General features: G+C 57.4%; 26 protein-coding genes and 2 tRNA genes. 7 read left to right on the forward strand and 21 right to left on the reverse strand.

The features are described 5' to 3' along the window. Nucleotides 1-257: 257 nt before the first annotated feature. From BMH52_RS04910 to BMH52_RS04975, 13 genes are all read right to left on the reverse strand, one after another. Entirely contained in the window at nt 258-1,559 is a 1,302-nt protein-coding gene (locus BMH52_RS04910) for an STY4528 family pathogenicity island replication protein (protein WP_019816979.1), read from the reverse strand. Further along, nucleotides 1,556-2,251, reverse strand: coding sequence for a DUF2857 domain-containing protein (locus BMH52_RS04915; RefSeq protein WP_008437329.1), 696 nt, complete (start codon nt 2,249-2,251; stop codon nt 1,556-1,558). The genes BMH52_RS04910 and BMH52_RS04915 overlap by 4 nt, the downstream gene beginning before the upstream one ends. Nucleotides 2,252-2,279: 28 nt before the next feature. Beyond that, nucleotides 2,280-4,046 carry a ParB family protein gene (locus tag BMH52_RS04920; RefSeq protein ID WP_008437328.1) on the reverse strand — a complete coding sequence of 589 codons (1,767 nt, stop codon included), beginning with the start codon at nt 4,044-4,046 and terminating at the stop codon, nt 2,280-2,282. Next, nucleotides 4,043-4,279 (reverse strand): Arc family DNA-binding protein, encoded by a 237-nt coding sequence (locus tag BMH52_RS29830; RefSeq protein ID WP_008437327.1) that lies wholly within the window; start codon nt 4,277-4,279, stop codon nt 4,043-4,045. Before BMH52_RS29830 ends, BMH52_RS04920 begins: the two co-directional genes overlap by 4 nt. A 33-nt stretch (nt 4,280-4,312) precedes the next feature. Then, nucleotides 4,313-5,314: a nucleoid-associated protein YejK gene (yejK, locus tag BMH52_RS04930; RefSeq protein WP_008437326.1), complete on the reverse strand. Its 1,002-nt coding sequence runs from the start codon at nt 5,312-5,314 to the stop codon at nt 4,313-4,315. Then, nucleotides 5,314-5,553 carry a type II toxin-antitoxin system HicA family toxin gene (locus BMH52_RS29490; RefSeq protein ID WP_008437325.1) on the reverse strand — a complete coding sequence of 80 codons (240 nt, stop codon included), beginning with the start codon at nt 5,551-5,553 and terminating at the stop codon, nt 5,314-5,316. The genes yejK and BMH52_RS29490 overlap by 1 nt, the downstream gene beginning before the upstream one ends. Then, nucleotides 5,550-6,071 carry a hypothetical protein gene (locus BMH52_RS04940; RefSeq protein ID WP_008437321.1) on the reverse strand — a complete coding sequence of 174 codons (522 nt, stop codon included), beginning with the start codon at nt 6,069-6,071 and terminating at the stop codon, nt 5,550-5,552. The genes BMH52_RS29490 and BMH52_RS04940 overlap by 4 nt, the downstream gene beginning before the upstream one ends. 180 nt (nt 6,072-6,251) lie before the next feature. Continuing rightward, nucleotides 6,252-7,601, reverse strand: a complete 1,350-nt coding sequence (gene dnaB, locus BMH52_RS04950; protein WP_008437319.1) for a replicative DNA helicase — start codon at nt 7,599-7,601, stop codon at nt 6,252-6,254. Then, nucleotides 7,598-7,816, reverse strand: coding sequence for a hypothetical protein (locus tag BMH52_RS04955; RefSeq protein WP_008437317.1), 219 nt, complete (start codon nt 7,814-7,816; stop codon nt 7,598-7,600). Before BMH52_RS04955 ends, dnaB begins: the two co-directional genes overlap by 4 nt. Beyond that, on the reverse strand, nt 7,800-8,519 hold the full coding sequence (locus BMH52_RS04960; RefSeq protein ID WP_020301295.1) for an HNH endonuclease signature motif containing protein: 720 nt from the start codon (nt 8,517-8,519) through the stop codon (nt 7,800-7,802). The genes BMH52_RS04955 and BMH52_RS04960 overlap by 17 nt, the downstream gene beginning before the upstream one ends. Next, nucleotides 8,516-9,217, reverse strand: a complete 702-nt coding sequence (locus tag BMH52_RS04965) for a DUF2786 domain-containing protein (protein ID WP_008437315.1) — start codon at nt 9,215-9,217, stop codon at nt 8,516-8,518. The genes BMH52_RS04960 and BMH52_RS04965 overlap by 4 nt, the downstream gene beginning before the upstream one ends. Next, entirely contained in the window at nt 9,214-9,972 is a 759-nt protein-coding gene (locus tag BMH52_RS04970) for a hypothetical protein (RefSeq protein ID WP_008437314.1), read from the reverse strand. Before BMH52_RS04970 ends, BMH52_RS04965 begins: the two co-directional genes overlap by 4 nt. Before the next feature lies 1 nt (nt 9,973). Further along, nucleotides 9,974-10,834 carry a ParA family protein gene (locus tag BMH52_RS04975; protein ID WP_073843070.1) on the reverse strand — a complete coding sequence of 287 codons (861 nt, stop codon included), beginning with the start codon at nt 10,832-10,834 and terminating at the stop codon, nt 9,974-9,976. Nucleotides 10,835-11,076: 242 nt separating this feature from the next. Here BMH52_RS04975 and BMH52_RS04980 point away from each other — a divergent pair. Then, nucleotides 11,077-11,153, forward strand: a tRNA-Pro gene (locus BMH52_RS04980). Between the two features lie 188 nt (nt 11,154-11,341). Here BMH52_RS04980 and BMH52_RS04985 read toward each other — a convergent pair. The 3 genes from BMH52_RS04985 to BMH52_RS04995 are packed head-to-tail and all read right to left on the reverse strand — an operon-like array spanning nt 11,342 to nt 13,558. Continuing rightward, a complete protein-coding gene (locus tag BMH52_RS04985) occupies nt 11,342-12,640 on the reverse strand; it encodes an NAD(P)/FAD-dependent oxidoreductase (protein WP_014716868.1) in 1,299 nt (432 codons plus the stop codon). A gap of 60 nt (nt 12,641-12,700) precedes the next feature. Continuing rightward, entirely contained in the window at nt 12,701-12,874 is a 174-nt protein-coding gene (locus tag BMH52_RS04990) for a DUF3094 family protein (RefSeq protein ID WP_014716869.1), read from the reverse strand. Between the two features lie 54 nt (nt 12,875-12,928). Continuing rightward, on the reverse strand, nt 12,929-13,558 hold the full coding sequence (locus tag BMH52_RS04995; RefSeq protein WP_003188431.1) for a DUF1780 domain-containing protein: 630 nt from the start codon (nt 13,556-13,558) through the stop codon (nt 12,929-12,931). 129 nt (nt 13,559-13,687) lie between these two features. On the opposite strand from BMH52_RS04995, the gene BMH52_RS05000 reads away from it, so the two are divergent. Both BMH52_RS05000 and BMH52_RS05005 read left to right on the forward strand, forming a co-directional pair. After that, entirely contained in the window at nt 13,688-14,377 is a 690-nt protein-coding gene (locus BMH52_RS05000) for an energy-coupling factor ABC transporter permease (RefSeq protein ID WP_038448869.1), read from the forward strand. Between the two features lie 64 nt (nt 14,378-14,441). Beyond that, nucleotides 14,442-14,657 (forward strand): hypothetical protein, encoded by a 216-nt coding sequence (locus BMH52_RS05005; protein WP_003171680.1) that lies wholly within the window; start codon nt 14,442-14,444, stop codon nt 14,655-14,657. Here the strand turns inward: BMH52_RS05005 and yacG are convergent. From yacG to BMH52_RS05025, 4 genes are read right to left on the reverse strand one after another with little or no spacing between them, the layout of a single operon-like run. Beyond that, nucleotides 14,654-14,854, reverse strand: a complete 201-nt coding sequence (gene yacG / locus BMH52_RS05010) for a DNA gyrase inhibitor YacG (protein WP_003188437.1) — start codon at nt 14,852-14,854, stop codon at nt 14,654-14,656. The two genes, BMH52_RS05005 and yacG, sit on opposite strands and share 4 nt — an antisense overlap. Continuing rightward, nucleotides 14,851-15,474 (reverse strand): dephospho-CoA kinase, encoded by a 624-nt coding sequence (gene coaE, locus BMH52_RS05015; RefSeq protein WP_032903992.1) that lies wholly within the window; start codon nt 15,472-15,474, stop codon nt 14,851-14,853. Before coaE ends, yacG begins: the two co-directional genes overlap by 4 nt. Continuing rightward, nucleotides 15,471-16,337 carry an A24 family peptidase gene (locus BMH52_RS05020; protein ID WP_020301293.1) on the reverse strand — a complete coding sequence of 289 codons (867 nt, stop codon included), beginning with the start codon at nt 16,335-16,337 and terminating at the stop codon, nt 15,471-15,473. The genes coaE and BMH52_RS05020 overlap by 4 nt, the downstream gene beginning before the upstream one ends. Beyond that, nucleotides 16,334-17,542, reverse strand: a complete 1,209-nt coding sequence (locus BMH52_RS05025) for a type II secretion system F family protein (RefSeq protein WP_020301292.1) — start codon at nt 17,540-17,542, stop codon at nt 16,334-16,336. Before BMH52_RS05025 ends, BMH52_RS05020 begins: the two co-directional genes overlap by 4 nt. Before the next feature lie 201 nt (nt 17,543-17,743). Between BMH52_RS05025 and BMH52_RS05030 the strand changes: the two genes are divergently transcribed. The 3 genes from BMH52_RS05030 (at nt 17,744) to BMH52_RS05040 (ending at nt 18,752) form a co-directional block, all read left to right on the forward strand. Beyond that, nucleotides 17,744-18,157 (forward strand): pilin, encoded by a 414-nt coding sequence (locus BMH52_RS05030; protein WP_014716874.1) that lies wholly within the window; start codon nt 17,744-17,746, stop codon nt 18,155-18,157. A gap of 64 nt (nt 18,158-18,221) precedes the next feature. Next, a tRNA-Thr gene (locus tag BMH52_RS05035) sits at nt 18,222-18,297 on the forward strand. Nucleotides 18,298-18,446: 149 nt separating this feature from the next. After that, the gene (locus BMH52_RS05040) at nt 18,447-18,752 is read left to right on the forward strand and encodes a DUF6388 family protein (protein ID WP_014716875.1); all 306 of its coding nucleotides are present in this window, start codon (nt 18,447-18,449) and stop codon (nt 18,750-18,752) included. A gap of 49 nt (nt 18,753-18,801) precedes the next feature. Here BMH52_RS05040 and nadC read toward each other — a convergent pair whose 3' ends face one another. After that, nucleotides 18,802-19,650, reverse strand: coding sequence for a carboxylating nicotinate-nucleotide diphosphorylase (gene nadC / locus BMH52_RS05045; protein WP_014716876.1), 849 nt, complete (start codon nt 19,648-19,650; stop codon nt 18,802-18,804). A gap of 245 nt (nt 19,651-19,895) precedes the next feature. Between nadC and BMH52_RS05050 the strand changes: the two genes are divergently transcribed. Continuing rightward, a complete protein-coding gene (locus tag BMH52_RS05050; RefSeq protein ID WP_073843073.1) occupies nt 19,896-22,043 on the forward strand; it encodes a DUF1631 domain-containing protein in 2,148 nt (715 codons plus the stop codon). The last annotated feature ends 40 nt before the right edge of the window (nt 22,044-22,083 follow it).

The raw sequence follows: 22,083 nt of genomic DNA on the forward strand, positions 1-22,083 counted from the left end.
ACTTATATGGCGGCCACCTCCGGTGCCGGATGCTGTCAGGGTGTTGTGGGCCACAACACTTGCCGTGTCGCTGGCACGAATGCCGGATCCTGGGCAAGTGATTTGGGCCGAGTCACTTGCGTGGCGGCCGCGGCGTATTTCGGTTCCTGTCAGGGTGTTGCGGGCCGCAACACTTGCTGTGTAGCTGGCACAGATTCCGGTCACGACCGCTTCGCTCTGGGCCGCGTTACCACGATATTCTGGTTGTCCACCTGACATCATGGATGTGTACCCCGATTAGGCTTCAGCAGATGCAGCATTCCGCTGAGTGTGTGTTTTGCGGTTTGTATCGACTCAGGGCTACGCGTCTGCGTTAGCGTCTTCGTCGGCTGCTCTGCGCCCTCTGGCGGGGCTGAAGCGTCTTGACGCTCGGGGCTCGCTTTTGCCTTGTCGTCAGGGTTCCATTGGCTGTTGAAATCGCCGCGAACGGCCATGCCGACGAGCGTCATTAAGTATCCAAGCGGGTTTCGGACCCCTCCCGAGTCACAGCGGTGGACCCATTGTTTGATGAGCGCGGTTTTCAACTCTGCTGGAACCTTTTGCAGCGCCAGGACCGCGTTCTGTTTTTGCTCGACCGGTAGTCGATGCAGTGCACCGAGCAAATCGGCAGCGATGTCGTTTGGTGTGGGCGGTACATGTACAGAGCTTTTACAAACATCTTTGTGTGTATCTGTATACGTACTATATGAGTTCGGATGCCGAACTAAGTCCGAACTCAGTGATTTACGGCTGAGTTCGGCATCCGAACTCTGCTCCAAAGCGATTCGCTCTTCGCCTTTTTCACTGAGTTCGGTATCCGAACTCAGTGGAGATAGAGCTATATTTTGCTGAGTTCGGATTCCGAACTCAGTCGCTTTAAGAACGACTGGAGCCTGCGCTTTGGTCCAGGCCTGGCTATTCATGCGGGATTCGATGATGTCCAGCCTGCTAGGTAAGCGTTGGCCAACATCAGGATCAGCTGCAAATTCCTTCCAGGCAATTTCTGCCACTTCGCGAATCACCTTGGTCTGGTGCTGCATTGACTGCGCGAGTAGCTGCAAGTAGTCCTTGTCGAACTCTATAGCTTCGGCCGGTGTGACCGGTTCGTCGTGAAGCAGGTAGACGTTGCCTTGCACTTGTCCACTCAGATCATTGCGCACCCGTCGCCCCAGGCTAAGCCAACGGGTGAGACGTAAGGTCACTAATGCTTTTGATACAGTTTCACGCGAGGCAGGCCTACCGGGTTGCATACCCAAATATGGCCGCAGTTGGTCATAGGTAGGGAACGCCGTAAGGCCGTCGTCATTGATCAGTAGGCGAAATACCTGCCAGGTGTTTCTTTCAAGCGGGGTTAAGCGATCATCCAAAAGCAATCGGCGAGGAACCGTTTCGTGTGGGTTCCCGCTGAAAATAATTCCGGAGTAGGGGGAAGACCCTTCAATCCCCGGAGGCGCCGACTCTTTTTTCTGAAGCAAATGAGCTTCAAGGTGACCCGAGGCCGAGTCTAAAAGCGTCGACAAGGGAAGCCGAGACAACCTCATAATACAGAGTCACCTTCCACCGATGTCGCTGCAGGCTGTGCAAGTCGTTGAGAAGACACAAGCTGTAGCCTTCTCGGAAGGCCAGGGTTTGCAGGAGGGTAAAGCCCTTCCTTTATCCAGGACTGAATGCGATGCCAGATGATGGCCAGGCTGAGGTTTTCGTGGGTCTCATCTGGGCTAGTATCCTGTGGAGCATTGAGTTCCTCGGCGACCAACATGGCGATGTCCAGCAACGCGAGACTGTCGCCAAGCTCTACCTGATGCTCTTGCATTAGGTGCGTCCATCGGTACCAAAGCTGAGCGTCCATCTCCTCACTGAATTCGCGCCAACGGCCACGACGTGCCGTCACGCCGATCATTAGGCGTTGAAGGGCCACATCCTGCGGAGACAGCCCGAAGAACTGTTGCAGCATTTGAGTGGTCGCGCCAAGTCGCAGCGCACGTTCAATCATGCGCACTTCTTCATCAGAACGCTGCGCGCCTGACAGTAGTTTTTTTACCATGTCCCCATCAATGGTGACGTTGCACCAAGACACGGGAGTGTTAAGCAGCAAGCTCAGTACTGAAGGTTGTTGGAGCTGAGCCAATATCTCTGGCTCCAGGCCCATTTCGATGCAGCGCCGAAGTTGGCCATTACGCATGTGATGAAGCACCTGTGACAGGATTGCTTCATTTATTGGTGTCTTGGACATGACGACTCCCCCTTGTAGAGTCCGTGTGTTAACTGGCTGAATTCGGACCGTTGTTGGCGACTGACTGGATTTCCAGGTCAATCAAACGTCTTGCGAGACGAATAATGCGGAACAGCTTCACTAGAGCGCCGTCGCTGAGACGGCATTCACTTTCAGGGGGCTGATCTTTTGTGTGAGGCTGGCCCAGTAAGATCTGGCCCAGTCCGGCTGCGAACTCAAAGTCAGCCAACGCGTCGATTTGAAGCTTGGGTTGCTGCTGAATCATTTTCAGTACGATGGCCATCGAGCCGCTCAAAGACTGGAGCAGCGTCAAGGTATGTTGGGCTGTGGCAGTAATTTCGACTTCCGCTTCGGGGTGTCGGTAGCTGAACCCGACGCCACCATCGATATCGATAAATTGACCTGGGGCTTTGACCGAGCTGGCTATTTCGCGAGCCAATTGAGCGATGTGCTGACGCAGGGTCGCGGTATTGTCTATTTCGCGTTCGATGTACCAAAGGTCAGAAATGGGATTGAGTCCGCCAGCTTGAACAGGGATGGCCACCAAGGCATTGGAGGCGAAGTCGGGCAAGACCTCACCGTCAAGCGCAGCGAGCTCCCGTTTCATCTTGTCGACTCTGGGAGAAGTCTTCACAGGGCTCGCAACGTGCCCATCGATACGTGCTTGGCGCTCTTGTGGGCTCATTTGCTCCTGCGGAGTTGGGGCCAGTTGCTGTTGCACCCCTTGAGGTGAAGGACTCTCTTTGGAGGGCGTCGTCTTATGTGTGCTGCCCCCCGAAGTAGTAGGGGGTAGTTGTAGAGGGTTCTGATTAGCCTCAATGCCATTGTTCGAAACGTTAAGTTGAGTCCCCCCCTCAAATTGCGATGCAGGGTACTGTGGCAGCTCAAGAACCGGCGTAGACCGGCGCAATTGGTCCTGGTTCTGAGTGATTTCCAACAGTATTTGCTCGTAGCCGAGGTTCAGCGGCTTTTTAAGGTGATCTATCAGTTCGTCCTGAAATCGCTGGAATAGAAATTCTTCAGCGTCGCCCTCAAACTGGGACAGTACATCTTGGAAAAGCGTATCGAAATCAAGGTGCTGCTCCTGCTCTTGATAATTGCGATCCCAGCACTGAAGAGCTGTTTTGCGCAAAGACAGAAGCTTTATGATTCTGTCTACTCCCAGTCCAGAGTACAGCGCGCCTGGAATTGCTGGCAGTAAGTACCGAATGGTGTCGTGCATACGACTCAAGTGAGACGCGGAGACCGGGTAGCCATCCGCTGACAGCCGCCGTGAAAGCTCACGTAATGAGATAGACTCCCCTGCCTCTGTTTCATACAGCGCTCTCGCTTTGTCGACCCCAATAGCCCGCTCAATGAACAGGAGCTGGCCTTGGAGGTCGTTTTCAGCCAAGTGGCCGGTGAGCGAGATGATTTCGCCCCGAACGGCGTCCCAGGGTCGAAATAGGCAGTGAAACTTGAAGTACTTCTCGTCGCCGGTCTCACGATACAACTCGTTTAAAATTGCCAGGCGAGTGTTGCCGCCGTTGCGGATCCGGTACTTATCTTCCCCAGGTTTACGAGTGACGGGAGGTGGCGTATCGAGTCCCCGATTTCGTATCGACTCTTTAATTTCATCGTACTTCGGGTTACGAGTCGTCCTTGGGTTTTCGTCATACGGCAGCGTTTCGTCGAGAGTCAACAGCATGGGGGTATCGACGATGGGGTCGCTCATTCGCGCTGCCACCGGCGACTTCGATTCAAACGCCGGCAGCAACAGCTTATCTTTCATGGTTTGGGCCAAAGACGCTTTCATACTCTGGCTCCTGGCTGCTCATAAGCCGGGCTTGCCGCCAAAAGCTGGTCAATGATTTTCAAAGCACGATCCAGAGCAGCTTCAAGTTCGGCAGTTGTCTCCAGCCGATAAACAATTTCTGAGTTCATCGACCTGGCGTTTTCACGTGCTTCCAACGCGATGCGTTCGCGCATCCCGTCGGGCAGGCGAATAACGAATTTTTCTTCATGCAGACGCTGTGGTTTGTTACTCATGGTGGGCTCCGATGCCTAGGGTAGAAAGTGTGTTCAGCGACGTTTCAACTGATCAGTGAGTTGGGTAGGTAACCCCTTGATGACTAATGAATTGGACGCCTCGTCGTACTCGATCTTGTCCCCTAGCAGATGCGCTTCAAAACTGATGGACAAGCCTTCGGCACGGCCGGTGAACCGACGGAATTGGTTGAGAGTGCGTTTATCCAGGGGGATTTCCGGCGACAGGCCGTAGTCCTTATTGCGGATATGGTCGTAGAACGCCTTGGGGCGATCTTCATCGATCAAGCCTGACAGTTCCTCCAGGCCCATGGGTTCACCGAGCTTGGCCTGGCTGGTGGCGTAGTCCACCAGGGCCTTGGTTTTCTCGCGGGCCGATTCGTCTGGCAGGTCTTCGTTTTCAACGAAGTCGCTGAACGCCTTGAGGAGGGCGCGGGTTTCGCCCGGGCCGTCGACGCCTTCCATGCAGCCAATGAAGTCGCTGAAATACCCCGAGATCTTCTTACCGTTTTTGCCTTTGATGTACGAGATGTACTGCTTGGATTGCTTGTTGTTCTGCCACTCGGACAAGTTGATACGCGCTGCCAGGTGCAACTGGCCAACGTCCAGGTGGCGTGAAGGAGTGACGTCCAGATCGTCAGTAACCACCACGCCTTCACTGTGGTGGAGCAGGGCGACAGTTAGGTAGTCGGTCATGCCTTGCTGGTAATGGGCAAACAGTACGTGGCCACCGGTGGAGAGGTTGGACTCTTCCATCAGCTTTTGCAGATGCTCGACCGCCGTGTGGCTGAAGGCGGTGAAGTCCTGGTCACCTTCAAAGTACTGCTTTAACCAGCCGCTAAACGGGTGCGCGCCGGACTCGGCATGGAAGAAACCCCAGGCCTTGCCTTGTTTGGCGTTATAGCTCTCGTTGAGGTCGGCAAGCATGTTCTCGATGGCGACCGATTCGGATAGCTCCGAATCGCGTGCCTGGAGAACAGCAGGTGTGCCATCGGGTTTTTTGTCGATCAGGTGGACGATGCAATGACGGATAGGCATTAGATTGCCTCCTGCGAGTGTAGGGTTTGAGCTCGATCAGCACGACGAATACGGGCTTTGGCGTTGAGGCCTGAGCGGTAATCGCTTGCGGTTGATGAGGTGTAAATCGATCCAAGGCCAGATTTCGTGAACTTGATATGGCCACCTTGAGTGCGAGACACCGTCCAGCCATTCGCTTCAGCAAACTTCACGAGTACACGAAGGCTCTCGCTTTTTCCGCGTAGGAGATTGGTGGTCATAGCTCTGCATCCCTGTCTGCCAGAACGTTACCGGTCTGGATCGCGATGATTTCAGCCTGATCGCCAGGAAACTTGGTACCGAGCTCATGCAAAAAGTGACGCGTAGCCTCACGTGCTCCAGGCACGCGGAACACCACGCTGCAGTGCTGAACTTCCGCGGGGTGTTGCAGGTGAGACATGACGGCCACTTTCAGCGAGCAGCACTGGAGGTAGCGGGGCACCCAAACCGACCAGAAGTAGCTGGATAGCAAGGCGCCCGCACAGAGCAGTTCAACGGTAATTGTTGCGCTGGGCGTGTTGGTCAGCTCGACGTAGCCGAGCTTCTCAAACTCCAACAGATCCTCACGCATGCTCATTGGGACCACGGTGCTGTGGTCACGAGCAAGGCGGCCGATCGCTTGAGCTAATGCGTCGAGCTCCACCGGGTTGATCCCAGATTTATGGGCATGAGCCACAGCAGAGGCTTCGAACACGGCACCGGCATGGATACTAGGAAATAGCTCGGCGCTACTGTGCATCCGACACCTCCTGAAGCTCCTCGATGTCATAGCTATTGCAAGTAGGGCAAATAAGCTCGTCCACTTCACCGCCGGGTAAGGCTGGAGCGCCACTCACTTGATGTTTCGGGTGGTGGCTATCGCATTGAAGGCACCAGTGAGTGATGCGTACGAGAGTATTCATCGCTGAGGTGTGCTTTTTCATAGTTGAGCCCCTTGCCAGCCGGCGTTGGGACTGAGGTTGGCAAACCGGGTCTGATTGGCGATGAAGGCTGTTCGTACGGTCCCAGTTGGGCCGTTACGCGCCTTGCCGAGAATGATTTCTGCAATGCCTTTGTGTTCGCTCTGAGGGTGGTACACCTCGTCCCGGTAGACGAACATAATCAGGTCCGCGTCCTGTTCAATCGCACCGCTATCACGCAGGTCTGCGTTGATCGGACGCTTATTTGGCCGTCGCTCCAGTTCTCGGTTGAGCTGGGAAAGCGCAACCACCGGGCAATTCATCTCTTTCGCTAGGGCCTTGAGGGACTGGGATATAGCGCTGATCTCGTTGGCCCTGTTTTCCTGACCTGGGCAGCGCATGAGCTGCAGGTAATCGATCAGGATCAAGCTCGGGTGTCCGAAGCGACGAGCTGCTCGACGAGATTTAGCTCTGATTACTGCAGGCGTGAGCGCTGATGAGTCGTCGATGACCAGCCGCTCTCCATAGCCATTAATACGAGAAACCGCTGCAGTCAGCTTCGGCCAATCATCATCATCGAGCTTGCCCTTCAATAGCCTGCCCAGATCGATATGGCCTAGGATGCCCATCAATCGATACATCAGTGCTTTGGCCGGCATTTCCATGCTGAAAACCTGAACTGTACGATCAAGCTTTGCCTGCAGAGCCGTATCTATGAAGTTCAAGGCCAGAGAGGTCTTCCCCATAGACGGGCGCGCGCCGAGGATGATCAGGTCGGCTTCTTGAAAACCCGACGTCAGCTCGTCCAGGTCCTCCAGGCCTGAAGGCAGGCCGGTCACGGTGATATTGCCGTTGAAATGTTCGTCTATTTGTTCGACGACGTTCGTCAGGCATTGGTTGATATTGACGAATTCCGTTGCGCTCTTGCCTTCACCCAGAGCGAACAGTTGCTGTTCAATTGATTCTTGAACATCCTCCGCACTTGCCAACGGGTCTGTCGCCTCGCGAGAGCATTGGTATCCAAGGGACATGAGCTGTCTGAGCCGAGAGCGATTACGCACGATGGATGCGTAATGCTCGATGTTGGCTACAGACGGCGTGTTTTTGGCCAGCTCGCCCAGATAGCTCAGCCCTCCGGCTTCGTCTGGCTCCTCCAACGCGTTGTGGACGGTGACGATGTCGAACGGAATGGACTTGTCAGCAAGGCTTGCCATTGTCCGGAACAGCAACCGATGGTCGTGTCGGAAAAAATCAGAGGCATCCAGTTTGTCTGCGACGAGATCCCAGGTGTTGTTGTCGAGCAGTAGCCCACCTAACACACCTTGTTCAGCCTCTACGGAGTAGGGAGGTGAGAGGTCAAGGTGATTCATTTCCCAGACTCCTGGCCTATCTGAAGAAAACCACTCCCGTTGCGTGCCCCCAGGGCTTTGACCATGTCGACTTCAACCTTCGCTGAATTGATCATGACCTGAGCAACCTCGGCAACCGCTTTGGCCCGTTCGATTTCCATTGGTCTTTCTGGGTCCAGGAGGCTCTCGATCGCGACGAACAGGTGATTACGTAGATCTTCAATCTTGTTCTTCATGTTCAACCTCCCGGATGGTGCGTTTGAGTTTGCCGATAGCGCGTATTGCGGATTTCAGCTCTTCCGGATACCGATGAATGGTGTTCCGACGCATACGTTCTGCTCTCGTCAGCAACTCCAGGTTATTCAGGGCTATATGGGCCTTGTTGCCGTCCTTGAAGCACACGCACATGTTTATAGGGACTGGTCCGTGATGCTCCTCCCAAAGCAGTACATGCACGGCTTTCCAGTCAACGGGTGGGTAACCGGTATCGGTGATTTTCTTCTGCTGATAACCGTCAGGAGTTGTGCGCAGGCTGCCAATAGGCAGCCAGTTCCCCGGTTTATTGCCGGCCTTAAACTGCGTCTGAGTCATACGGCCAGAGGAGGGGAGCCCCTTAAGGCCCTTATTCCATGGGACGGATCCCTTGGGAAAGCGGAATTCTGCGCCCAACTTGCCGTCAAGCCGGCCACAGAGACTACTGCGAAGAAACTCGGCGCTTTTGCTCAAGCCCAGCCGTTTGGCTTTGGCATAGACCTGATAGACGCTGAGCCCCAATTCGGCGGCTAGGACCTGAGTCGGTTCATTGGGATAGCGGGCAATGAGCGAGCGCTCTTCTGCCTCACTCCAAACATGGTGTTTGTGAACCGGGGCAAGCCCAAGTTGGGATCTGGCTTGTTCCAGCGCCGCCATGGCCAAAGGTGAAAGCGAATGAGTTCTCATTGGCTCCCTCCATGCCCAAGGGCTCCTTGTGACTGCTGTCCGACACCACGATGCAGCCTGGCATGCTTGCCCTGGTCCCATCCCGCTTGCAAAGAGCGGGTGTCATGACCTTTGGCTTCGATGGGCTTGATAATGGCTAGCGTTAGTTTTGGATGATGCCATTCCAGGTAGGCTTGGATCTCCAGCGCAGTGTTTTCGTCTATCCCACCTGCAAACTGGTTCACCTTAGAGGCGACGGCATTGAGCCAGCCCTCGGCAAACAGTTGGCCGCGGTGACGTTTGGTTTTCAGTTGGCAGCGCTTCTGCTGGGCAACATGAGCTCGTCGGGCTGCGACAAGCTGGTGATGCAGCGTTGAATAGGTGTGAGCTGCCAGATCGGGTGAAATACCTTTCCCCAAGAACTTGAAGGACCAGCCAAGTAGCGGATTGAAATACGCCAAGTGGCTGCAATCGAAGGCTTGGGAACAGATTGAGGCCAGGTTGTGCAGCCAATCCTGCGGTGCCCGACGGGTTTTGGTACCCACAATGGATTCTTCGATTGTATGGGCAGCGACTTCGGTGTGTTCCAAGTTGTACTGATTCATCAAATGGCGAGCTTGACGAAGTGCAATTTCCACTTCGTTTGGGGCAGCGCCTTGTGACTTGGCCAGCGCCATGAGTTTGGCGACCTTGCTGAGGACTTTTTGCTTGTCCATCATTCACCCCCTTCCTGTTGGAGGCGGGGGGAGAGCGCCTCTGACCACAGGCGAAGTGTTTCTTCCTCATCAGCAGAGAGGTGAGTCCGGGCAAGGCAGTCCGCAACCTTCTGTTTCAGGGCATCAAGGCGGTCTTGAACACTTGACCCATCGTCGTAAGCAATCTCTTGCTCAACAGCTTGCACAACGTCATTACGAAGAGAGAGAACCGTGCTTATCCAAAAAGCACTTGGGCTGGTCCAGCCAATGAGCTTTCGAGTTCTGGCAGGCGACAGGTAATCACGGAGCCTGAGATTGAACTCCCTAGGGGAATAACCATTCCTGAAAACGTCTGCTCGATTAAGCGTCAGCGCTGTTTTAAGAATATCTAGAAGAGGGTCCAAAGCCGTTGGCTCAGGAGCAAAGGGTTCTAAATATGTTTCAGCTACCAGGCGTTTGGCTTCGGCATATCGACTTTGCTGACGGCGTTTGGCTTGGTTTTCGTCGCGGCCGCGCTTTTCCTTCGCGTGCTTAATGTTCGAGTTCACTGACTCGATAAGCTTCGCGGCGTCCTGCAAAAGCTGAAGCTGGTCAACGCTCAACTGAGCGCCAATCCGACCGGGTAATTGGTAACCGCTTGTCAGGGCTCGGATTTCTCGTGCGGTTCCACTGAGCTTGGCTTGCAAGCTGCGCAATTGCTGAGCGCTGTAGTACTTGCCAACCTCTAGGATGAGGTTTGCAGTAATACTGCGGGCGTCGGTAATGGAGGGCTTCGCCATTTCAACGACCCTCCCTCACCAAGTTAGCTACCTTTTCCTCGGTCATGGCCTCGAAGCGGTCACGCCATTCTGGAAAAAGCTCAATGGCCAATTGGCGGATCACGACAAGGGCTGCAGGGGATATGCGGTTGGAAGGCTGTCTGTATTCCAAGCGGTGTACTGGGACGCCCAGGGATGAACTGTTACGAAACACCACTGCGGAGGGGACGACGCATTCCAGAACGTTGATTTCGTCATTGTCCTGGAAAATATCCCGTACCGACTGCTCGATCATTTGCGCGTCGGTGGTTTGGTCGAGATTGTTGACGACGATCCGCACAGGAGGGATTTTCATGCCCAGGCGCCCATAGGCGCGCAGGCCGTCCAGCATCTGCATGGATCCCCGGCTGAACTCCCGTGCAGCGAGCATATTGGGCGGAAGTGGGGATATGACCAAATCAGAGGCTAGGACCACCATTTCGAGCATTGCCGACCTGGCGCCTTGGGTGTCAATCAGTACCAGGTCGAAATGATCTTTGAAGCCCGGCATCAGGTTGGCGAGTCGCAACCGTCCGTCAGGTGCTTGCAGGATCAGGCTGTTCAGTTGGTTGTTGATGTCGTTGGAAATGACAAGCGACAGGTTTGGTATCGTGGTGCTGGATATGATCTTGGCTGATTCGGTGATATTGAATGCCAGCAGGTCGTAGATGCCTCCTTGAGCTTCATCGACCAATTGGTAATACGAGGAGAGCGAAGGCTGTGCAGGATCTAGGTCGATCATGAGCACGCGCAGGCCTGCATCCGCACAAAAAGCGCCGAGGTTGGCCTCGATGGTAGTTTTGCCTACGCCGCCTTTGGTCGAAACGACCGCAGAGATTTTCATGGTTTGGAGCCTCTAATGTGGGTTCATTAGAGGCTGCGAGGCCACGGAAACAGCTATGTGTAGCGAACACGATCCTGGGCTATGAAGCACTAAAACCAATTGTCTTTTAACCAATTGGTCGTAGGTTCGAATCCCACACGACCCACCATTTTTGAGACCAGTTAACGCTGGAATCGAATCTTAAGATCAGAGGCCAAAAGCGCTGATCGGAGAAGGCGACTGAAAGGTCGCCTTTTTATTACCGGGGTATAGCGCAGTCCGGTAGCGCGCCTGCTTTGGGAGCAGGATGTCGGGAGTTCGAATCCCCCTACCCCGACCATATTAAAAATCCCCGTATCGAAAGATACGGGGATTTTTTTTGTGCTCGTAAATTCTGAACTCACCGCAAAATAAAGTGAGAGCGGGCTTGCTCGCGAATGCGGTGGTTCAGTCAAAAATGTACTGACTGACACAGCGCATTCGCGAGCAAGCCCGCACATTTGCCAGGCCTCCTTCGAGACCAGGTTGTTAGTGCAATTTAAGGCGTGGCTCGGTGCCGCGGCCGATCTTGCTGCCCAGCATCAGCATCGCCGTGCGGAAGAACCCATATAGCGCCATCTGGTGCATGCGGTACAGCGACACGTAGAACATCCGCGCCAGCCAGCCTTCCAGCATCACACTGCCCGTCAGATTGCCCATCAGGTTACCCACCGCGGAAAAGCGCGACAGCGAGATCAGCGAGCCGTAGTCGGTGTACTTGTAGGTCGGCAGCTCCTTGCCTTCGATTCGTAGCTTCAGCGACTTGGCGAGCAATGAGGCCTGTTGGTGAGCCGCTTGGGCCCGTGGCGGTACATTGCGGTCGGTGCCCGGCTGCGGGCAGGCGGCGCAATCACCAAAGGCGAAGATATTTTCGTCGCGGGTTGTTTGCAGGGTTTGCAGGACTTGCAGCTGGTTGATGCGGTTGGTTTCCAGGCCGTCGATGTCCTTGAGGAAACCGGGGGCGCGGATACCGGCCGCCCAGACCTTGAGGCTGGCCGGAATCACCTGGCCGCTGCTGGTGATCAAGGCGTCGGCAGTTACTTCACTGACCGCCGAGTTGGTCAGTACCGTCACCCCTAGTTTCTCCAGGGTCTTGTGCACTGGCCCACCGATCCGCTCCGGCAGTGCAGGCAATACCCGCGGGCCGGCTTCGATCAGGGTGATATGCATGTTTTCCGGCTTGATACGGTCCAGGCCATAGGCAGCCAGCTCATGGGCAGCGTTATGCAGCTCGGCGGCCAGCTCGACCCCGGTGGCACCGGCGCCCACGATGGCGACGCTGATCTGTTCAACGGCGTCGGTCTGCCCGGCATGGGCGCGCAGGTAGTGGTTGAGCAGTTGCTGATGGAAGCGCTCGGCCTGCTTGCGGGTATCGAGGAACAGGCAATGTTGCGCTGCGCCCTCAGTGCCGAAGTCGTTGGTAGTGCTGCCTACCGCAATCACCAGGCTGTCATAGCCCAGCACGCGGGCAGGCACCAGTTCGCGGCCTTCTTCGTCGAGGGTTGCGGCCAGCTGGATTTTTTTCTGCTCACGGTCAAGCCCGCTCATGCGCCCTAGCTGGAACTCGAAGTGGTTCCATTTCGCCTGGGCAACATAGTTGAGTTCGTCTTCAGAGGAGTTCAGTGAGCCGGCCGCCACTTCGTGCAGTAACGGCTTCCAGATGTGGGTCAGGTTGGTGTCGACCAGCGTGATGCTGGCCTTGCCACGCTTGCCCAGAGTCTTACCCAGGCGGGTAGCCAACTCCAGGCCGCCGGCACCGCCGCCGACGATAATAATACGATGGGTCATGGGGATATCTCGCAAGGCTAAAAGAAATCGGAGCAGTTACCTTCGCGAGCGCCAGGCGGCTCATAGCGTCAGGTAACTCAATAGGCGGCTCAGCGCACCGAGCCCGATTACCACGACCAGCACCACGCAGAGGAGCAGCCACGGCCGGAAAGGCTTGCGCTCGACTCTGTGCTGGGTAAGTCGCAGGTACTCTTCGACACGCTCTTGGTCATCGGGTTTCAGGCGGCTGGTCATAAAGGCCTCGTCAGGTAGACGTTGCAAAGGGGCGCCACGTTACAGCCAGGGGCATCAAAGGCTGATGCCGACATCAAACACTATGCTGCGGCCCAGGTTGTTGCGCAAGAAGTCCGGCGCGTCGGGATGTGCAAACAGCACCCTGGCAAAGGTTGGCCCCACCAGTGACAGCGAGCGCCAGCCTTGGCGCAGGTATTCGGTCGGCGGCGGAAAATGGCTGTTGAGGTCCAGCACTTCGCGTTTGAGGCTGGTAAACGCAATGAGGTCCAACTCCCCCAGGTCCATGCCGCGTTCTTTGTAGTTGTGGGCTTTTTTACGCAGTGTGGGGGCCAGGCGCAGCAGGAATTCATGGGCCGGAATGCGCCGTGGCTTGGCTTCGCGCCGTACCAGTTGGCTCAAGGAGAAAGCACTGCGCCTGCGCAGCAACTCATCGCGCCACTCGTCGTTCAGGCGACGGCCCTCGTCCAGCACAAAAAAGACCTCGAAGCTGGCGTCGCGAAACAACACGTCGGGCGGCTCCTGGCCCGCAGCGTGAAACTCTTCGACGCGGTAGGGCACGTTCAAGCCTTGCAGCAGGCGCTGGCAGACCCAACGCTCACGCTCCCACTTGCGGGCATTGGACAGAAACGCATTGGCTTGTTCGGCTGCTACGGTGAGCAGGCGCAAATAATCTGAGTCATCCATAGTCGCAGCTTAGCGTTCAAATGATGACCACAGGAAGTCTTGCCTTAAAAACGCGGGTGTAGAATGCTGATGTGGAGCAGGCCCAGGGACGAGGTGTGTGATGAGGTTTTTGGTAAAGGCAGAGCATCCGTGATCAGTGCAGCGGTTCTGGCACCCCAGACGCTCGGCCTCGGCTGGCTGGTGTATGCGCCCGTGTTGATGTGGGCGATGCTGCGCTCGCCATGGGTGGAGTTGTTTGCCGACCGTCGGCGCCAGCACTTGCTGTTCGGCACGGTGTTCGCGCTGTTCATGCTGTGGCTGGTGCGACGGGATTTCGATACCGGCGTGTCCTACCACTTTATCGGCATGACCGCCGTGACCTTGCTGCTGGATTGGCCGCTGGCAATCGTCGGTGGCTTTGCCGCCCAGCTTGGCTTGATGCTGTTGGGGCGCCAGGATCTGGCCGCGCTTGGCGTCAATGGCCTGCTGCTGATCGTGCTGCCGGTGCTGGTTACCGAAGGGTGCGCGCTGTTTGTAGAGCGGGCGCAGCCGCGAAACCCCTTTGTGTATATCTTCTGTTCGGGCTTTTTTGCTGCCGCCCTCTCGGCATTGCTATGCCTGTTGGCCGGCTTGGGCTTGTTGTGGTTCGACGGTCTTTTTGCGATGCCTGAGTGGTTGGAAGATTTTGTCGGTTACCTGTGGCTGATCATCTTTCCCGAAGCCTTTATCAACGGCATGGTCATCAGCGCGCTGGTGGTGTTTTGCCCGGAATGGCTGGAGACGTTCAACCGCACTCGCTACCTCTCGGCGCCGTGGAAGGACGACGATTCGCGGCGTTGATCCAGGTCAAATGCCAGGCCGCGGCGCGGGTCCATGCTCTGCAAAATTTTCAGGAGCACGGACAATGAGTGTGTACGAGTGGGCACGGCAGGAGTTGCGCAGAAGCCAGGATGCAGCGCAGGAAATCGGTTTTGACCCCGGCTTGACCTTGCGGGCCATGCTCAGTGCGGTCGTGCAGCAAAGCAAGGGTGTACGCAGTTTTGAAGACCTGGCCGACGAGTTGCAATACCTTGCAGAGAACCTCGACGACCAGCAGGAATATGCCTTTATGCGCCCTTAGTGGCGTGGCGGCAGGTCTTCGGAAAACAGTTCATCTTCGGCGTCAGGGGCCACGGGAATCTTGTGTTCTTCAGCGGCCCAGGCGCCCAGGTCTATAAGCTTGCAACGGTCCGAGCAGAACGGTCGGTTGAGGTTGGTCGCTTTCCATTCCACGGGTGCACCGCAGGTTGGGCAGTCGACGGTCAGGGGTTGGCTCATGATCGGCCTCCACGCAAAGTAAGGTAAAAGTGGTGCAGTCGCTCGACCTCGCCGTGCAGCCAGGCGAGGTCCTTATCGTTGACCAGCACGTCATCGGCATGGTTCAGGCGGTCTTCGCGGCTGGACTGGGCCTTGAGAATCGCCTGCACCTGTTGTTCGCTGATGCCGTCGCGCTGCAGGGTACGCTGAATCTGCAGTGATTGCGGCACGTCGATCACCAGGATGCGCTGGGTCATGCTGTACTGCCCGGACTCGATCAGCAGCGGCGACACCAGGATCGCGTAGGGCGATTGGGCGCGTGCCAGGTGGCTGCGAATTTCCTCGGCGATCAGCGGGTGCAGCAAGGCTTCCAGCCACAGGCGCTCTTGCGGGACCTCAAAGATCAGTTTGCGCAGCGCGGCACGGTCCAGTTGGCCGTCGGCTTGCAGCACGTCGCTGCCGAAGTGTTCGGCGATGCGTGCCAGGGCCGGGCGGCCAGGCTCGACCACCCAGCGCGCGGCGTGATCGGCATCCACCAGGTCGATGCCCAGCTTGATAAAGTGCTCGGCCGCAGCACTTTTGCCGCTGCCAATGCCGCCCGTGAGCCCAAGAATCCAGGGTGTTGCAACAGAAGTGGTCATCTGAAACCGACAGACTGCAAATAGAAGTCGGTTATTTGACCACCCCAGAGCAATGCAATCCAGCCGGCAATTGCCAGGCAGGGGCCAAACGGCATCGGCGCTGACACCTGGGCCTTACGCAAACGCAGCAGGATCAGCCCGGCAAGCACGCCCAGCAGCGAGGCCATCAGCAGGGTCATCGGCAGAATCTGCCAGCCGCCCCAGGCTCCCAGCAAGGCCAATAACTTGAAGTCGCCATGGCCCATGCCGTCTCTGCCGGTGGCCAGCTTGAACAGCCAGAACAGGCACCACAAGCTCATGTAGCCGATAACCGCGCCCCACACTGCATCGGGCAGTGGCGTCAACAGGTCAGCACTGTTGAGGATCAGCCCCAGCCATAGCAGCGGCAGCACCAGCACATCCGGCAGCAGTTGGTGGTCCAGATCAATCAGGCTCATGCCCAGCAAGCCCCAACTCAACAGCATCACCGCGCCGGCTTGCCAGCCGAAGCCGAAGTGCCAGGCGACAGCGGTTGAGATCAGCGCGCACGCGAGTTCGGTGAGGGGGTAACGCAGGCCGATGGGCTCACGGCAGTGGGCACAATGCCCCCGGAGCAACAGGTAGCTGAGCACCGGGATATTTTCCCAAGGCCGAATCGGTTGATTGCAGCGCGGGCAGCAGGAGTTCGGACGCATCAGGTTATAGGCCGGCCCACCGGGCTCGGCTGGCAAGTCGAGAATCTCATGGGCCTGGGCACGCCATTCCCGCTCGAGCATTTTGGGCAGGCGCCACGCCAGCACATTGAGGAAGCTACCGACGATCAGGCCCAACACCAGCGCCAGGCCAACAAACGCCCAGGGATGTTCGCTCAGCAGCAGGCTCAAAATGCCGTCCCCAATTGGAACACCGGCAGGTACATGGCCACTACCAGCGCGCCGACAATCCCTCCCAATACGACCATGATCAGCGGCTCCATCAGGCTGGTGAGGTTGTCGACCAAGGTATCCACGTCTGACTCGTAGTGGTTCGCGACTTTTTCCAGCATGCGGTCCAGGGTGCCGGACTCTTCCCCGATTGCGGTCATCTGGATCGCCATGCCTGGGAACAGGCCGCTGTTATGCATCGATTGATTCAACTGCATGCCTGTGGATACATCGTGGCGCATACGTTCGATTGCCTGTTTGAAGGGGCCATTGCCGACGGCGCCGGCCACCGAACCCAATGCCTGTACCAGAGGGACGCCCGCCGCAAAGGTGGTGGAAAGTGTACGAGCGTAGCGGGCGACCGCAGATTTGTGCAGCAGTTTGCCTGCCATGGGCACTTTCAACAAACCTGCTGCCCACCAATGGCGAAACCCCGGGTAAGTACGGTAGGCGTGGCGCCCCGCAACCAGCGCCGCGCCCACACCCAGCCCCAGCATCCACCACGCCTGTTGCAGCAGTTCCGACAGCGCGATGACCCCCAGGGTAAACCCCGGCAATTGGCCGTTGACCCCGGCGAACAAGTTCTGGAATTGCGGCACCACATGGATCAACAGCACTGTGCTCACCCCTGTGGCAATTACCAGTACCGCGAAAGGGTAGGTCATGGCTTTCTTGATCCTGGTTTTGAGCCGTTGGCTTTTTTCCAAATGAATCGCCACACGCTCCAGCAGGGTTTCCAGGGCGCCGGCCATTTCGCCAGCCGCCACCAGATTGCAGTACAGCTCATCGAAGTGGCGGGGATATTGACGCAGGGCAGCGGCCAACGGGTGGCCGCTGGCAATATGCTGTTTCAACGCCTTGACCAGTTCGCGCAGCTGTGGGTTTTCGACGCCTTCGCTGATGATGTCGAAGGCGTGCAGCAGCGGGATGCCGGCTTTGAGCAAGGTGGCCAACTGGCGAGTGAACAAGGCGATATCTGCAGGCGTTATTCGCGTCTTGAAGATGTGTAAACCATAAGATTTCTTGCGCACACGCTCAGGGCAGATCCCTTGCTGGCGCAGTTGCAGCTTGATCAGCGCAAGGTTATGGCCGGCGATTTGCCCGGACACCCGGCGCCCTTTGCGGTTGATGCCTTCCCAGGCATAAATTGTCGACGTGTCGTTCATGTGAGGTTGACGCACCCAGGTCGTGAAGAATTTATAGCTTAGTCAGGCGGCGGATTCGGACAGGCTGGCGCTAGGCGATAAAATGTCAGATTGTGCGTCTCGCAGGCGATGGACTGCGTGGGGATGAGTACACTGGCGCCGTTGCACACTACGGGGCGCAGGACGTGCCTTGTCATGGTTCTATTCTGGAGAGTGAAAGAGATGCGTCAAAAAGGTTTTACCTTGATCGAGTTATTGATCGTCGTGGCAATCATCGGCATTTTGGCCACCATTGGCCTGCCCATGTACACCAAGCACCAGGCCAAGGCCAAGTTCACCGCGGGGTTGGCTGAAATCAGCGCGTTAAAGGCCGGCTATGAGGACGTCATCAACCAGGGCACCACGCCGACCCTTTCCCTCATCGGGGGCACCAGCCCTACCGCCAACTGCGCGATCGAGGTGACAGGCGATGTGGCCTCGGGCGCAGGCACCCTGCGTTGTGAAATCCTCGATGCACCCGCGCCCGTGCTCGGCAAGACCATCACCTTGACCCGCAGCGCCACCACCGGCTGGAGCTGTGCCACCACGGTAGAGCCGCAGTACGCTGCCAAGGGCTGCGGCGCCAACGGCGCGTGACAGTCGCCGGGCGGTGAGCGAGCAAGTTGCTGCATGCCCAATGCAGTGCTAGCTTTAGCCCACCGCCCGTGTAGCTCAGCCGGTAGAGCAGCGCACTCGTAACGCGAAGGTCGCAGGTTCGATTCCTGTCTCGGGCACCACAGGCACCACTGTTTCAACGGCAATGTTTTCAGATGATCCCAGAATGGTTCTGAAGGCCAGGTGAGCCGGGCATTTGCGCCCGCTCTTTTGTAACTGCGCAACCTTGAAGACCCAGATGCATTCCCATTCCTCGATCTAAGAGAACAATATGACCACGACCGAAATGACCCAGGCCGCTCGGCACGAACAAGCACTCAAGCACTACCTTGAGGACACGCCGCAGCTTAAAGAAGAGATCAAGGACCTGAGTGCCGACGATCAGCGCGACCAGATTCAGTGGGCATTCGAAGATGAGGCCGAGAGTCAGGGCTACCAGCCTTGGGAGCTGACCCTCAAGTACACCTCGACACCACAAGAGTTCGAAGCTGCGCGGTTGGCCTTGCACAAAGAGGCGGCCGAGGTGCTGGGTGTCGATTGGGAAGAGTACTGCGAGATGAATAATCTTGTAGTTTAAAAGCAGCCTGTAGGAGCGAGCTTGCTCGCTCCTACAGTTACGGCATCTTTCAGATACTGAGGCGCATCGACAGGTCCACCGCCTTCACATCCTTGGTCATCGCACCGATGGAGATGTAGTCCACGCCGGTTTCAGCGATAGGCAGCAAGGTGGTTTCATTGATCCCGCCGCTGGCTTCCAGTTTGGCCTTGCCGGCGTTCAGGCGCACGGCTTCGCGCATGTCGTCCAGGCTCAGTTCATCCAGCATGATGATGTCGGCACCCGCCGACAGGGCTTCACGCAACTCCTCCAGGTTTTCCACTTCGATTTCCACGGGCTTGCCCGGCGCGATCTTGTGGGCGGCGGTGATTGCTTGGGCAATACCACCGCAGGCGGCGATATGGTTTTCCTTGATCAGGAACGCGTCATACAGCCCGATGCGGTGGTTGTGGCAACCGCCGCAGGTCACCGCATACTTCTGCGCCAAACGCAGGCCGGGCAATGTCTTGCGGGTGTCCAGCAGCTTGACCTGGGTGCTGGCGACAAAGTCCGCCAAAAATTGCGCACGGGTGGCAACCCCTGACAGCAATTGCAGAAAATTCAACGCGCAACGTTCACCACTGAGCAGCGAGCGGGCAGGGCCCTCAAGGTGGAACAACGCCTGGTTGGGGCTCACCCGTTCACCGTCAGCCACCTGCCAGTGCACGGCAACCCGAGGGTCCAGTTGACGAAACACTGCGTCCACCCACGCCGTGCCGGCGATAACAGCCGCCTCACGGGTAATGATCGTGGCCTTGGCCAGCCGTTCGGCCGGGATCAACTGCGCGGTGATGTCACCACTGCCGATGTCTTCCAGCAGTGCGCGGCGCACGTTGGCTTCGATTTCGGCGGTGAGGTCGGCAAGACGGAGGTTCGGCATAACAGGCTCCACAAACAAAGTGCCTCGATTATAGGGCCAGCGTGCGTTCTAACCCAGGCTCGCCACTCATTTACCGCACAAAGTCAGAGTGTGCTGGCGCAACTGCCCTCGTTTGCAAGATAATCTCGCGCCTTGCAATTGGCGTCATAGCTTTGACGTCTTGGTGGTGATCGGGTATTTGCAGTGCCTGCCGGGCCTGCGCTCCGTCTCTCCACCTCTCAAAACCGCCGTTTCAGGAGGCCAGGATGCACAATGACGGGAAGGTGGTGCCTATCAACAGGGCGCAGGCCACGCCATCGCCGCTCGCGCGCCTGCCGGTGGTGTTGCTGCAGGTGCGTGACAAGGCTGCGCAACAGCTGCAGCAAGGCTTGCAGGAACTGTTCGATAACGCCGACGACACCCTGTTCGAAATGGCCGAAAAGGCCCGTAGCACCGTCGACCATCATATTTTTTTCGAGGCCATGCGCGACCTGCGCCTCAAGCGCAAGAACTTCGAGCGCGTGTTCATGGAGCAGCTGTTCGTGGCGTTCGCCAACCTTGGCCAGGCCCGGTGCAGCGGGGCACACCTGGTGCCGGTGGTGTCTTATGAGGAGGTCCCCGGCACCGGCGCCGATGACGTGGAAAAAGCCGTGGCCCTGGAGGCGATGCTCGGTCGTGTGCATCACCGTGATGGTTTGGCGCTGGGGCAGTTGAACGCGCGCGTAAGTGCATTGCTCGGCAGGCGCCTGGACGATCCTGAAAACCCATTGGGCCCGGCGCGGTTGTGCGAGTTTTTCCTGCAAGCAGGGCGCAGCCTGGGGGTGGAAATCCGCGTCAAGCTGGTCATGCTCAAGCTATTTGAGAAATACGTGCTCAGTGACGCAGACTTGTTGTATGGCGAGGCCAACCAATTACTGATCGCCACTGGCGTATTGCCGGAACTCAAGGCGCTCCCATCCCGTCGAGCCGGCGGACGTGCGGCCCGGGAGCACCAGCATTGCACCGGCCAGGCGATGGCCGACCCGCCGCTGGATAAAAGCGGCCAGCAAGCGTTCAGTGCCTTGCAGAAGTTGCTGGTAGCCGTGCGTGGCAGCGTGGCCCCGACCCTTGAAGCCAGCGCCGAACCGCAACCTGTTGTCAGCCGCGATCTGCTGCGTCTGCTGTCGCATCTGCAGCAATATGTACCGGAGCCGGCGTGCGAGGACGATTTCGACCTGCGCAACCAGCTGGAACAGCTGCTCACCCGGGTCAGTGTCAAAAGTGGCAAGTCGCGGGTGTTAGAAGAAGCAGACGAAGATGTGATCAATCTGGTCGCCATGCTGTTCGAGTTCATGCTCGATGACAGCAGTGTGCCGGACGCTTTCAAGGCGCTGATCGCTCGCTTGCAGATCCCGCTGCTGAAAGTGGCGGTGCTGGACAAAAGTCTGTTCAGTTGCGCGGAGCATCCCGCGCGGCGCTTGCTCAATGATATCGCGAGCGCCGTCATCGGCTGGAGTTCGCCCCATGACCACACACGGGACAACCTCTACCTGTGTATCGAGCAACTCGTACAGCGCTTGCTGAATGAGTTCGTCGAAGACCCGACGATTTTCTCCCAGTTACTCACCACCTTCAGCGAATTCATAGCCCAAGAGCGCAAGCGCAGCGAACGCCTTGAGCGATATACCCGTGACGTCGAGCAAGAGCATCTGCATATCAAGGTGGCGCGCCAGCGTGTGGCGCACGTGCTCAATCGACGGCTCGTGGGCGAAACCTTGCCGCAATCGGTGCTGCAATTTGTACAGCAGGCCTGGAGCCAGGTGCTGTTAGTGGCCGTTCTCAAGCACGGTGAACACTCGCTGCAGTGGCAGACGGCGCTGCGCACCCTGGATGAATTGGTCTGGAGCGTCGGCCTGCGTGAAGACACCGAAGCGGGCCGGCGTTTGCTCGAGCAATTACCCGGGCTGCTCAAGGCATTGCGTAGTGGGTTGGCCGATGCGGCGTTCGATCCTTTCAGTACCCGCGAGTTCTTCCTGCGGTTGCAGGCCATGCATGTTGAGCCGCTCGACAGTGAGGCGCTGGTTGAAGTCCGTGAGCCTTTTGCCCTGTGGGCTGGCCCGCCGGCTGCCGACGAACCACTGCCCCCTGATGACCCCGACCTGCTCAAGGCCCAGCAGTTGCGCGTCGGTGACTGGGTAGCGTTGCTGCAAAATGAAGCCGGTAACCTGCGCTGCAAGTTGACCGCAATCATGCCGCCCGCCGATACCTATATTTTTGTCAGCCAAGCGGGTCTTAAGGTGCTGGAGAAAAGCGCGGGCCAGTTAGCCTTGGCGTTCAAGCAGGGCGCCCTGCATACCTTGAATGATGGCCCGCTGTTCGAACGTGCACTGGCCGCCGTGGTGGGCGACCTGCGGCAACTCAATCGCGGCAAGTGATCGCAACCGCAGGGTGGAACGCGGCATACTGGTCACACCT

The organism is Pseudomonas sp. BTN1, from assembly GCF_001907715.1.
GTDB classification, from domain to species: Bacteria; Pseudomonadota; Gammaproteobacteria; order Pseudomonadales; family Pseudomonadaceae; genus Aquipseudomonas; species Aquipseudomonas paracarnis.

What these genes read in the sequence shown, in the direction of transcription:
- BMH52_RS04915 (WP_008437329.1), bottom strand. Translation starts at nt 2,251, where the DNA reads ATGTCCAAGACACCAATAAATGAAGCAATCCTGTCACAGGTGCTTCAT.
- yacG (WP_003188437.1), bottom strand. Translation starts at nt 14,854, where the DNA reads ATGAGCCAACCCCTGACCGTCGACTGCCCAACCTGCGGTGCACCCGTG.
- BMH52_RS29830 (WP_008437327.1), bottom strand. Translation starts at nt 4,279, where the DNA reads ATGAGTAACAAACCACAGCGTCTGCATGAAGAAAAATTCGTTATTCGC.
- BMH52_RS04985 (WP_014716868.1), bottom strand. Translation starts at nt 12,640, where the DNA reads ATGACCCATCGTATTATTATCGTCGGCGGCGGTGCCGGCGGCCTGGAG.
- BMH52_RS05030 (WP_014716874.1), top strand. Translation starts at nt 17,744, where the DNA reads ATGCGTCAAAAAGGTTTTACCTTGATCGAGTTATTGATCGTCGTGGCA.
- yejK (WP_008437326.1), bottom strand. Translation starts at nt 5,314, where the DNA reads ATGCCTATCCGTCATTGCATCGTCCACCTGATCGACAAAAAACCCGAT.
- coaE (WP_032903992.1), bottom strand. Translation starts at nt 15,474, where the DNA reads ATGACCACTTCTGTTGCAACACCCTGGATTCTTGGGCTCACGGGCGGC.
- BMH52_RS04995 (WP_003188431.1), bottom strand. Translation starts at nt 13,558, where the DNA reads ATGGATGACTCAGATTATTTGCGCCTGCTCACCGTAGCAGCCGAACAA.
- BMH52_RS29490 (WP_008437325.1), bottom strand. Translation starts at nt 5,553, where the DNA reads ATGACCACCAATCTCCTACGCGGAAAAAGCGAGAGCCTTCGTGTACTC.
- BMH52_RS04910 (WP_019816979.1), bottom strand. Translation starts at nt 1,559, where the DNA reads ATGAGGTTGTCTCGGCTTCCCTTGTCGACGCTTTTAGACTCGGCCTCG.
- BMH52_RS04990 (WP_014716869.1), bottom strand. Translation starts at nt 12,874, where the DNA reads ATGACCAGCCGCCTGAAACCCGATGACCAAGAGCGTGTCGAAGAGTAC.
- BMH52_RS05040 (WP_014716875.1), top strand. Translation starts at nt 18,447, where the DNA reads ATGACCACGACCGAAATGACCCAGGCCGCTCGGCACGAACAAGCACTC.
- BMH52_RS05050 (WP_073843073.1), top strand. Translation starts at nt 19,896, where the DNA reads ATGCACAATGACGGGAAGGTGGTGCCTATCAACAGGGCGCAGGCCACG.
- nadC (WP_014716876.1), bottom strand. Translation starts at nt 19,650, where the DNA reads ATGCCGAACCTCCGTCTTGCCGACCTCACCGCCGAAATCGAAGCCAAC.
- BMH52_RS04975 (WP_073843070.1), bottom strand. Translation starts at nt 10,834, where the DNA reads ATGAAAATCTCTGCGGTCGTTTCGACCAAAGGCGGCGTAGGCAAAACT.
- BMH52_RS04965 (WP_008437315.1), bottom strand. Translation starts at nt 9,217, where the DNA reads ATGATGGACAAGCAAAAAGTCCTCAGCAAGGTCGCCAAACTCATGGCG.
- BMH52_RS05005 (WP_003171680.1), top strand. Translation starts at nt 14,442, where the DNA reads ATGAGTGTGTACGAGTGGGCACGGCAGGAGTTGCGCAGAAGCCAGGAT.
- BMH52_RS04955 (WP_008437317.1), bottom strand. Translation starts at nt 7,816, where the DNA reads ATGAAGAACAAGATTGAAGATCTACGTAATCACCTGTTCGTCGCGATC.
- BMH52_RS05025 (WP_020301292.1), bottom strand. Translation starts at nt 17,542, where the DNA reads ATGAACGACACGTCGACAATTTATGCCTGGGAAGGCATCAACCGCAAA.
- BMH52_RS04920 (WP_008437328.1), bottom strand. Translation starts at nt 4,046, where the DNA reads ATGAAAGCGTCTTTGGCCCAAACCATGAAAGATAAGCTGTTGCTGCCG.
- dnaB (WP_008437319.1), bottom strand. Translation starts at nt 7,601, where the DNA reads ATGAATCACCTTGACCTCTCACCTCCCTACTCCGTAGAGGCTGAACAA.
- BMH52_RS04960 (WP_020301295.1), bottom strand. Translation starts at nt 8,519, where the DNA reads ATGAGAACTCATTCGCTTTCACCTTTGGCCATGGCGGCGCTGGAACAA.
- BMH52_RS04970 (WP_008437314.1), bottom strand. Translation starts at nt 9,972, where the DNA reads ATGGCGAAGCCCTCCATTACCGACGCCCGCAGTATTACTGCAAACCTC.
- BMH52_RS04940 (WP_008437321.1), bottom strand. Translation starts at nt 6,071, where the DNA reads ATGCACAGTAGCGCCGAGCTATTTCCTAGTATCCATGCCGGTGCCGTG.